This is a genomic window from Ruegeria sp. CDSC081, assembly GCF_059610485.1.
The window spans coordinates 309,893-319,393 of the sequence record NZ_JBXWNS010000002.1; the positions used below are offsets into that span (position 1 = coordinate 309,893).

At 53.6% G+C, this 9,501-nt stretch carries 10 protein-coding genes; 6 read left to right on the forward strand and 4 right to left on the reverse strand.

What is annotated here, in order from left to right; translation table 11 throughout:
- Positions 1 to 120: 120 nt before the first annotated feature.
- Entirely contained in the window at positions 121 to 1,689 is a 1,569-nt protein-coding gene (locus AC2FH9_RS04485) for a trimethylamine methyltransferase family protein (protein WP_496870948.1), read from the reverse strand.
- A 102-nt stretch (positions 1,690 to 1,791) separates the two neighbouring features.
- Between AC2FH9_RS04485 and AC2FH9_RS04490 the strand changes: the two genes are divergently transcribed.
- The 3 genes from AC2FH9_RS04490 (at position 1,792) to AC2FH9_RS04500 (ending at position 3,844) form a co-directional block, all read left to right on the forward strand.
- Positions 1,792 to 2,664, forward strand: a complete 873-nt coding sequence (locus tag AC2FH9_RS04490) for a LysR substrate-binding domain-containing protein (RefSeq protein ID WP_496870949.1) — start codon at positions 1,792 to 1,794, stop codon at positions 2,662 to 2,664.
- Between the two features lie 89 nt (positions 2,665 to 2,753).
- A complete protein-coding gene (locus AC2FH9_RS04495) occupies positions 2,754 to 3,275 on the forward strand; it encodes a dihydrofolate reductase family protein (RefSeq protein ID WP_496870950.1) in 522 nt (173 codons plus the stop codon).
- Positions 3,272 to 3,844: a TetR/AcrR family transcriptional regulator gene (locus AC2FH9_RS04500; RefSeq protein WP_496870951.1), complete on the forward strand. Its 573-nt coding sequence runs from the start codon at positions 3,272 to 3,274 to the stop codon at positions 3,842 to 3,844. Before AC2FH9_RS04495 ends, AC2FH9_RS04500 begins: the two co-directional genes overlap by 4 nt.
- A 251-nt stretch (positions 3,845 to 4,095) precedes the next feature.
- On the opposite strand, the gene AC2FH9_RS04505 is transcribed toward AC2FH9_RS04500, so the two are convergent.
- Both AC2FH9_RS04505 and AC2FH9_RS04510 read right to left on the reverse strand, forming a co-directional pair.
- Positions 4,096 to 4,788, reverse strand: a complete 693-nt coding sequence (locus AC2FH9_RS04505; protein ID WP_496749325.1) for an MOSC domain-containing protein — start codon at positions 4,786 to 4,788, stop codon at positions 4,096 to 4,098.
- Complete coding sequence (locus AC2FH9_RS04510; RefSeq protein ID WP_496870952.1) at positions 4,785 to 5,330, reverse strand: MarR family winged helix-turn-helix transcriptional regulator; 546 nt, start codon at positions 5,328 to 5,330, stop codon at positions 4,785 to 4,787. Before AC2FH9_RS04510 ends, AC2FH9_RS04505 begins: the two co-directional genes overlap by 4 nt.
- A gap of 86 nt (positions 5,331 to 5,416) precedes the next feature.
- Between AC2FH9_RS04510 and AC2FH9_RS04515 the strand changes: the two genes are divergently transcribed.
- Positions 5,417 to 6,166 carry a hypothetical protein gene (locus tag AC2FH9_RS04515; RefSeq protein ID WP_496870953.1) on the forward strand — a complete coding sequence of 250 codons (750 nt, stop codon included), beginning with the start codon at positions 5,417 to 5,419 and terminating at the stop codon, positions 6,164 to 6,166.
- Positions 6,167 to 6,224: 58 nt separating this feature from the next.
- On the forward strand, positions 6,225 to 6,749 hold the full coding sequence (locus tag AC2FH9_RS04520) for a redoxin domain-containing protein (RefSeq protein ID WP_496870954.1): 525 nt from the start codon (positions 6,225 to 6,227) through the stop codon (positions 6,747 to 6,749).
- Positions 6,750 to 6,918: 169 nt separating this feature from the next.
- On the opposite strand, the gene AC2FH9_RS04525 is transcribed toward AC2FH9_RS04520, so the two are convergent.
- Positions 6,919 to 8,379, reverse strand: a complete 1,461-nt coding sequence (locus AC2FH9_RS04525; protein WP_496870955.1) for a catalase — start codon at positions 8,377 to 8,379, stop codon at positions 6,919 to 6,921.
- A 96-nt stretch (positions 8,380 to 8,475) separates the two neighbouring features.
- Between AC2FH9_RS04525 and AC2FH9_RS04530 the strand changes: the two genes are divergently transcribed.
- Complete coding sequence (locus AC2FH9_RS04530; RefSeq protein ID WP_496749329.1) at positions 8,476 to 9,420, forward strand: hydrogen peroxide-inducible genes activator; 945 nt, start codon at positions 8,476 to 8,478, stop codon at positions 9,418 to 9,420.
- The last annotated feature ends 81 nt before the right edge of the window (positions 9,421 to 9,501 follow it).

A 9,501-nucleotide genomic window follows, 5' to 3' on the forward strand; every position in this document is an offset into this window, starting at 1 on the left:
AGTTTTGGATCAGCTATGCCCGCGAAATGTCCTCCTGACGACATAGGCGCCGACGTTCTTCAATCTTGCTCAAGCAAGTTGGCAATCCCGGCAGAGTTCTTAGGTATTGGGTATTCCGTTCTAGTACCATTCATCCGGCATTCGCGCTTTGCGTTCTGACACGAAGTCTTCAAGCGCGGCTTGTATGCCGGGTTTCATTTCAGGACGCTGGTAATCGTTCAACATCTGATGCCACCGCGCGGTGGCGCGTTGATCTGACGTGAGAGCACCATTTTCAGACCAGGTCTCGAATGGCCCTGCATCAGAAATTTGTGGCTCATAATTTGCTGCCGCATAGTGGCGCAGCGTGTGTTTGGTCGACAGGAAATTTTCGCCCGGGCCCGTTTCAAAATAGGCATCACGGCCAAATGCCTCTTCATCCGTTTCGAAGCCCTGCAACAGTTTCAGCATCGCGCCACAGTGGTCTAGATCCATGATGAATTTCTCGTAGGACATCACAAGCCCACCTTCGAGCCAGCCTGCCGCATGCCAGACCTGATGGGCTCCGGACAAAAGCGTGGACCACATGGCACCTGTGCTGTCCTGCATAGCGTGCCCGTCTGGCGCATTGGAGGCGGTGATCTGCCCACCGCCAGAGCGCACAGGTACGCCAAGCCTTCGTCCCAATTGTGTCAGCGCCATCGTGGTCATGTTCGCTTCGGGCGATCCAAAGGTCAGAGCGCCCGTGCGCAAGTTCATTGTGGAGTGGAACGAGCCGAACACCACCGGACAACCGGGGCGCACCAGTTGCGCAAGCGCAATGCCAACCATCGCTTCTGCCAGAGTTTGCGCCGCCACCGCCGCCGGCGAAAGCGGCCCCATGGCACCCGCGAAAATCGCAGGGGAGACGCAGACACATTGGCCTGCCTCCGCATAGATACGCAGAGCCGACGACATGGTATCATCATAAACCAGCGGCGAATTGACGTTGATATTTGCCTGCATCACCGCGTGGTGCTCCATGAAGTCGCGTCCAAAGACGAGGCGTGCCATCTCGATACTGTCACGCACGCGCTCGGGTGCCGTAACAGAGCCCATAAAGGGCTTGGTTGAGAGTGTCAGATGCGCCAGCATCATGTCCAGATGCCGTTTATTCACCGGCACATCTGTCGGCTCGACAACCGTGCCGCCGGAATGATGCAAGGCAGCCGCACTGTAGGCCAGTTTGACGAAATTGCGGAAATCCTTCAGCGTCGAATATCGTCGGCCCTTCACCAGATCGCTGACAAAGGGAGAGCCGTATCCCGGCATCAGCACAACGTTGTCACCGCCAAGTGTCACCGTTCTGACCGGGTCTCGGCCATGCAACTGAAATTCACCTGGGGCCGTAGCACAAAGCGCACGGACATGACCCGGTTCAAACCGCACGCGTTCGCCATCGAGGCGGGCACCCGTTTGGGCGAAGTGATCCAGTGCCGTTCGATCCCCCCGAAACTCGACGCCAATATTGCTTAGAATCCAGTCGGCTTGATCTTCGATCCGGGCCAATACCGTTTCACTTAGTAGATTGTATGCAGGTATCCTGCGACCCGTGAACGGTGTGCTCTCAGAAGGGGCAATACTACGGGCCAAGCGGCGTCTGCGCGCGCGGCCGCGGTGCCTCGCCGGTGTCGGTGTTTCTGCTATTGCGTTCAACGAGTCCAACGTCATTTCATCGCTCCACGAGCTTGAATGCGGTTGTCGACCTTAAAAACATGTTTGAAAATCGAAAAAAACTACTCTTAGCGTTTAGAAAATTTGTACACTAAGAATATGAGTACCCGATTTCATCACCATGACTTACTCAGGCTATTTGCTGAGATTGCTCGTTATTCCAGCTTCTCGACGGCAGCATCGGCGCTCAACATGACAAAGGGCGCCATCAGCTATCAGATCAAAACGCTTGAAGCCGATCTTGGAATGATCCTGTTCCAGCGCACATCGCGTGGTGTCACACTCACTGATGAAGGATTAAAACTGCTCGCGATCTGTCAGACCCGATACGAAGAAATCGAAGCTGAAATTCATGCGTTAAAGGGGATTTCAACGCGTTCTCTAACCGTTGGGGTCTCGACCTATTTCGCTGCGCGCTGGCTGTCGCCACGCCTGATGTCATTCATGCAAAGCCACCCGGACGTACAGATTCGCATTCAACCGATGATCGAGTTTTCACAAGCTGAGATGCAGGATGTGGATCTTGCAATCAGGTGGGGTAACGGGAATTGGATCGGCGGCACCGTTACTCCGTTCATGCCCATGCCGCCCTATCCTGTGGGTGACCGGGCGGCAGCTGACCTAGTAATAGAGTTAGGAATGAAAGAGGCAATATCGCATCTTACGCTACTGAGAGATCGTGATGACAGCAACGCCTGGTCTGATTGGCTGAACGTCGCAAAGCTTCCCCGACAATCAAGGAGAGATGCGCTAATCGTTCCTGACCCAAATGTCCGGGTGCAAGCAGTCATCGACGGACAGGGAATAGCTTTGATGGATGATCAGGTTCGGGACGATCTAAATGCTGAAAGACTGTTTCGGTTGTCGGAAACCGATCTGCCCGACTATGGGTATTTTTTGGTTCAACCGTATAGCTCCGCTCCAACCGGCGCAGTACAGTCCTTCTCGGACTGGATTCTGGGTCAATCGTAGCAGTCATTCCCCTTGAGTATCCTCAGAGCCGTTATTATACGGCATATAAATAAAATACAGGGACCCAGAGGATGCCCACAGGACATATCATGATGGCAATGAGCCTAGACGGTTTTGTCGCAAGGCCAGATCACAGGCTGGACTGGTTGGAAAAGCAACCCACTGCAGACGAAGATCACGGGTTTGTCGCGTTTCAGAGTAGCGTCGACGTGATCGTGATGGGGTCCGGATCGTACCGGACAGTTCTGGGATTCGGGGAGTGGCCTTACAAGAAACCGGTGGTGGTTCTCAGTCGCTCAATGAAGCCCTCAGGCATTCCAGATGAGCTGCGCGAAAGAGTTGAAGTTTCAGACAAAACACCCACCGATTTGATGGAGGACTTTGGCGCGCGTGGTTACAATCGAGTTTATGTGGATGGCGGTGCAATCATCCAATCCTTCCTCAAAGCCGGGCTGATTGAGGACATGCGGATTACCTTGGTTCCCATTCTGATTGGTGAAGGCATTCGGATCTTTGGTGAAACAGAAGGTGACGTTGATCTGGAATTGGTTTCGGTTAGCAGCTTTTCCTCCGGTCTGGTAGATCTCGATTACAGACTGAAAACCAGGTGACGAAAGCTTCTCCACCAGGGCGACCGTCAAAGGCTGCACAGCGCCTTTCGAAGCAAGTGATCCTGCAGGCCGCATTGCCGATCGTCCAAAGCAAAGGTGTTGATGCGCTATCGTTTCGCATACTTGCCGATCAGCTTGACGTCACTCCGATGGCCGTGACCTATCACGCAGGTAGCAAGAAGCAACTATTGTCCGATCTGGTGGAACTTGCCTTTGCAGGCGTCTTGGATGGAGTGAATGGTGGCAACCCGGTCAAACGCGCCCGCTGCATTATGGCGGCTTACTATGGTTGCGCTTTGAAGAACGCCAATCTACTCCGTGCAATCCTAGACGATGTAACGCTCATGAGCGCGGACCTCATGAACGTGGCCGAGGAATTAAAGGTCAGCACGGACCAACTCGAATACAGCGATGGCGGTGATGTTCTTGTTCACGTGCTGATCGACTATGCACATGGGTTTGTGCTCTCAGCCTCGAGCGGAGAAGACAATCCCCTGACAATAGACGATTTTCTGCGGGGGGTTGACTGGATTCTTGCGCAAGCGGCGGGTGACTTCGCGGAGACGTGATATGAAAACATGCCCATCAGAGGGTGTCCTCAAGCAATGAGCAGTTTGCGTCATTCAATTCTGACCCTAACGTCAAGTATTTCAGCCCCAAGGCTACTAACTTTCATCGAGGCTGAGGCTTATGTCTCAAATGAGTTCGGTTTGCCAAAGGACTGATAGTAGGCGGTTAGCTGCTTTCGTGTTCTCGATTGTTTTCGGCTCGAGGAAGGTGCGTTATCGCCGACCACGGCTTAAATGCTTCATACGATGCCTCAGGCACCTAGCCTCGCCGATGTATCCTCTATGGCGTTGCCTTCCGCCATTCGGCAGAACGCTTGTCGCCAACCTTGAGCCAGTTCTTTCATCTGAGACAACACCTCTGCATCTTCTGGCAGAATGCGACGAGTCAACCTTGCACGTGTGACGGCCAATACAGACCAATTGGGATTTAACCTTTCAACCAAGGTGATCCGATCACCGGCGCCAACTTCACCCGGTTCCAGGACACGGTAGTACCATCCGGTTCGGCCCGTCTTCTGAAACTGGTAAGGCATTTCCTTGCGTCCCGTATGTAGCCCAAGTTTCCAGCACGGTTGCCGTCCCTGGCTAATTTGAACTACCGCCGTCCCGAGTGACAGGATGTCGCCGATGCAGAGGTTTTCCTCGGTCAGTCCCGTCGTAGAAATGTTCTCGCCAAACGCCGCTGGCACTGTGCCGGGTGCCATTAGGCCCTCTGCTTGCCAAGCCGAGTAGTGATCAAAAGCATAATGATGGATGGCTTTGTCTTCGCCTCCATGCACGGTCAAATCTGCCTGTGCATCCTCGGAAAATCCGAGCGAGGTAATCAACTGCCGCCCGTCCACCCTGTCTTTTTGAATGGCCGATGGCGGTTTGCCTTCCCAACAATCTTTGACCGCTCCGACAAATATGCCGTCGATGTTCGCCGATAAATCAAAATGGTTCATCTGGCTTTCTCGTGCTCGATACAGATCTTGTCTTTTTCACCGACGTCCAATGATACACCCAACAGTTTGCAGAAACCGTTTTCCGTCGTGGTATCATGGTATGTGCAGGATTTGCATTGGCCGAACGATCGGCCTCCATTTGCGGCCAAAGCCAGACTGAGGCTTTGCATCAGGCCCTGTTCAAGCATGGCTTGGTTTTCTACGGGCATATCTCCAATTGCCTGTGCAACAGGGTTCGGCTGACGTACAATTTTGACCCCCTCCTTGGTCAGGTCATAAGAGATCGACCGTTGATCAAGCTCTTTGCGTTGCTCTTCTACATAGCCCTTGCGCGCCAAAGCCTTGAGCGTTTGCGACATCGTTCCACGGGTTGTTCCGATATACTCCGCAACTTGCGACGGCGAGCGCGAAAACATGTTCGCCTCTGCGAGGTATTCCAGCGCCATCCTCTGAGTCGGGTTCAAATCTCCCGCCCATCCTTCGGAAGCATCAATACGGGCCAAACGGTTGATTAGCGTGCGTATGCGGTGGTCTGTGTTCATAACACTTTTAGTAGCGAGTCGAAATTATAGTTGCAATGCATTTCTCACTATAGTAGCGACTCGATATTATTTGATTGGAGACACTCATGAAACTCTCAATGCTCACTTCCACTTTGGCGCTGGTCATCGGAGGCACGGCTCTTGCAGATGGGAACCATGCCATCCATCAAGATGGCGCCATCATATCTTCGCCGGACGCCAGTAAAGTCGCGGACTTTGACATTCTGGCAGCGCATGCGCATCGCAATGGAAACACGGTCACTTTTCACATGACAACGAATGGAGCGGCTGGCGCCTCGGTTCCGGTGGCAACCGGAGAGGTCGGTGGATCAGATGTCTGGTCATATGTCTGGCCTACTTCTTTGGACCCTTCGGTCGTTGGGTTCGAAGGCGGCACAGGCATCCTTGCAATGGCCGCAACCAGTCATCCAGATTTTGATGACACACCGCTTTTTGACGAGAACGGCGACGGAGATCCGGCGAATGACGGCATCGAATGGCACAGCCACTGGGTTGTGTTGACCCCGACCGAAGCGTGCGGACCCGACGCGCTTGCCGTACGTGACATCCCCGAGGGTTCCTCGCCGAAGCTACCTGCAACATGGCCTGGGTTCCCGATCTTTCTGGACAGCCCAGGGTTTACACCGCTGTTTGATGGGCCCGAAATTGTGGTGAACGCAGGCTTTGCCAGCGACGTAGAACTGGATGGTGTCGCTTACGATGGTGTCACTTCTGCATTGCGAGTGAACGCTAACATCCATGCGCCCTTGCTGTGCGTCACAGATGTTTTCGACGTCGCATCCGGCGACCTGAGCCTGCCGGGGAAGCTTCACTGACATTCGACTACGCAGCCGCCGAACCCAAGACGGCTGCGTGTTATTGAGGGCAATGAAAATGCAAACACCAGAACTAGACGTTTCGGAATGGTTTAACACAGACACACCCCTAACCTTAGGCGGTCTAAGGGGACGGGTTGTTGTTATTGAGGCATTTCAAATGTTGTGCCCGGGATGCGTCCTGCACGGTATTCCCTTGGCGCAATCGATTCAGAAGACGTTTCCTGAAGAAAAGGTAGTCGTGATTGGCTTGCACACTGTGTTCGAGCATCACGACGCCATGACACCGGTGTCTCTGAAAGCCTTCCTGCATGAATATCGCATCACCTTCCCTGTCGGCGTGGACAGGCAGGGGGTGGGGCAGTTGCCAAACACGATGTCCCGCTTTGGCATGCGCGGTACACCAAGCCTTGTCTTGTTGGATCAGTCGGGACGGATCGTTGTGCATCACCTTGGACAGGTCTCAGAACTGCAGTTGGGGTCTGAGATTGGCAGTCTTCTGACACGAGGGGCCGCATCGATCACAAGCAATCCCGCCACCGTCAATCAAAACGAAGGCGCATCAGGTAGCTGCAATGTGTGAGCCGGCCAATGCGCCCGCGTATGGAAACCGTCTTTCCCCCAGGTCATCGCCAAAAGGCAGTTTAGCCACACGCAGCGACGGAATACCCGATCACACCAAACGGTGCCCGCCGTCGAATACCCCGCAGTATCAGGCAGGCCCCCGAAGATCGGGGGCTTGCCAATTGTCTTTACGCGGGGAACCCACTTTCATCGGTCAAACCAAGAGCCCTTGCTACACCGGCACCATATGCAGGATCTGCCTCGAGACAGTTCGATATGTGGCGGATCTGAATTTCTCTTTGTGCAGCCCCGATTGCGCGGGCAGTGTTTTCGAACAGTACTTCTTGCTGCTCTGGCGTCATCAGGCGGAACAAATCACCGGGCTGCGAGAAGTAGTCATCAACCTCGCGGTGGTTCCAATGATCCGCAGCACCTTCGATGGACAAAGGTGGTTCAGAGAAATCCGGTTGCTCGGACCATTCGCCATGCATGTTGGGCTCATAGCCAATCCGAGATCCGGCATTGCCGTCGACCCTCATCGCGCCATCACGATGGTAGGAATGATACGGGCAACGAGGCGCATTCACAGGGATCTGGGAATGGTTGACACCCAACCGATACCGCTGAGTGTCACCATAAGAAAACAGACGTCCTTGCAACATCTTGTCCGGCGAAAAGCTGATACCAGGCACGATTGTAGAGGGGGCGAAGGCTGCTTGTTCAACCTCGGCAAAGTAGTTCTCAGGGTTCCGGTTCAATTCCAGCTCGCCAACCTCAATCAACGGATAATCCCCATGTGGCCAAACCTTGGTCAGATCAAACGGGTTGAGGTGATATGTACCCGCATCCTTCTCTGGCATGACTTGGACATAAAGCGTCCATTTAGGAAAATCGCCGTTTTCAATTGCGTCAAAAAGATCACGCTGGTGGCTTTCACGGTCACCGGAGATGATCTGTGCTGCTTCCTCGTCGGTGAGGTTTTTTATCCCCTGTTGCGTTTTGAAATGGAATTTGACCCAGAACCGCTCGTTGTCCGAGTTGATAAAACTGAACGTGTGGCTGCCAAAGCCGTGCATGTGTCTGTAGGTGGCCGGAATCCCCCGATCAGACATAACAATCGTCACCTGAAGCAAGGCTTCGGGAAGGCTGGTCCAGAAATCCCAATTGTTATCCGCACTGCGCATGTTCGTCCGCGGATCGCGTTTGACGGCATGGTTGAGATCGGGAAACTTCAGTGGATCGCGAAGGAAGAACACAGGGGTGTTGTTGCCCACAAGATCCCAGTTGCCCTCTTCCGTATAAAACTTGATAGCGAAGCCGCGGATATCCCGTTCTGCATCCGCTGCGCCGCGTTCCCCTGCAACGGTCGAGAACCGCAGGAAGAGATCCGTCTTCTTGCCAACATCAGAGAACATTTTGGCACGCGTATACTGGGTGATGTCATGGGTCACTTTGAATGTGCCGTAAGCGCCGGATCCTTTGGCATGCATCCGACGTTCGGGGATCACCTCGCGATCAAAGTGGGCCATCTTCTCGAGAAACCAAACATCTTGAAGCAGCGCAGGTCCACGCGGCCCTGCCGTCAGTGTGTGTTGGTTGTCAGGCACTGGCGCGCCAAATGCGGTGGTCAGCTTCGATTTACTGGTCATGTCAATCTCCTGAGTTGGTATTGGCAGGACAAAACCGAAAACCGCCAAATTACTCCAACTTATATAAATTATCCGATCGATAATCAGAGGTGATGCATGGTTAGAAGAACCTCAGTCGCCGGCCTTTCACTCAGAGATCTTGAGTACATTCAAAGCATTGCCGAAGAAGGTCATTTTGGCCGGGCGGCTGATATCTGTGGGGTTTCACAACCTGCAATCAGCCAACAGGTATCCAAGCTGGAGGCGCGTCTTGGCTTTTCGATATTCGAACGCCACGGACGGCATATTTCGTTGACGCAAAATGGCCAGATAGTTCTGCAAAAAGCAGAAATCCTTCTGACAGAGGCCCGTGAACTGCTGGAATTGTCGCTGAGCCTAAGTGACAATCTGGAGGGAGAGTTGAAATTTGGGGTACTTCCAACACTTGGGCCTTACTTGCTGCCGCTTATCCTCAAGTCTCTCAAAAATGCGTACCCCAATCTCCAGTTGTCATTGTTCGAAGAACCCACTCACGTTCTTGAAGAGATGCTCGTCAGGAGGACGCTGGACGCTGCACTGATTGCGACGGCCCCGAAACAGCTTGTACTGAGAGCGCTTCCGTTGTTTCACGAACCATTTGTTTTTGCCTGCCCCAAGGATCTGAACTTCAGACCCAATGAGAAAGTTCGCTGGTCCAAGGTTCTGTCCTCTCAGCTCGTTCTGCTTTCTCAAGAGCACTGCCTAAGAGATCAGACCGTAGCATTCTGCGACCGGATTGACCGACCTGGACAGAGGGTGGCGAGCAGCCTTGAAATGCTCCGGCAAATGGTCGCACTCGGAGAGGGTTGTGCGCTGTTTCCGGCATTGTCTGTGAGTGGCCCTGATCGTTTCGGCGGCTTGGCAACGACACATCCCATTGCTGATGGGATCTTTGGCCGTTCTATCAGATTGGCATGGCGCGACAGCGACCCGCGCGCAGGGTCGCTTGAACATTTCGGGACTTTCATTCAGACGCTTATGGCCGCTCCGGATATGACGCGATATTTGAACGGAAATACCTAGAACGAGACCAGCCAAGGTTGGGATAGGCTTTGCTGATGACGTGGGTGCCTCCTCCTGACGAAATCGCAACGTGCCAATGTG

Bases quoted from the DNA above. Each gene is read 5' to 3' on its own strand.
- AC2FH9_RS04505 (WP_496749325.1), bottom strand. From the start codon at position 4,788: ATGAACCATTTTGATTTATCGGCGAACATCGACGGCATATTTGTCGGA.
- AC2FH9_RS04525 (WP_496870955.1), bottom strand. From the start codon at position 8,379: ATGACCAGTAAATCGAAGCTGACCACCGCATTTGGCGCGCCAGTGCCT.
- AC2FH9_RS04490 (WP_496870949.1), top strand. From the start codon at position 1,792: ATGAGTACCCGATTTCATCACCATGACTTACTCAGGCTATTTGCTGAG.
- AC2FH9_RS04510 (WP_496870952.1), bottom strand. From the start codon at position 5,330: ATGAACACAGACCACCGCATACGCACGCTAATCAACCGTTTGGCCCGT.
- AC2FH9_RS04520 (WP_496870954.1), top strand. From the start codon at position 6,225: ATGCAAACACCAGAACTAGACGTTTCGGAATGGTTTAACACAGACACA.
- AC2FH9_RS04485 (WP_496870948.1), bottom strand. From the start codon at position 1,689: ATGACGTTGGACTCGTTGAACGCAATAGCAGAAACACCGACACCGGCG.
- AC2FH9_RS04530 (WP_496749329.1), top strand. From the start codon at position 8,476: ATGGTTAGAAGAACCTCAGTCGCCGGCCTTTCACTCAGAGATCTTGAG.
- AC2FH9_RS04495 (WP_496870950.1), top strand. From the start codon at position 2,754: ATGATGGCAATGAGCCTAGACGGTTTTGTCGCAAGGCCAGATCACAGG.
- AC2FH9_RS04515 (WP_496870953.1), top strand. From the start codon at position 5,417: ATGAAACTCTCAATGCTCACTTCCACTTTGGCGCTGGTCATCGGAGGC.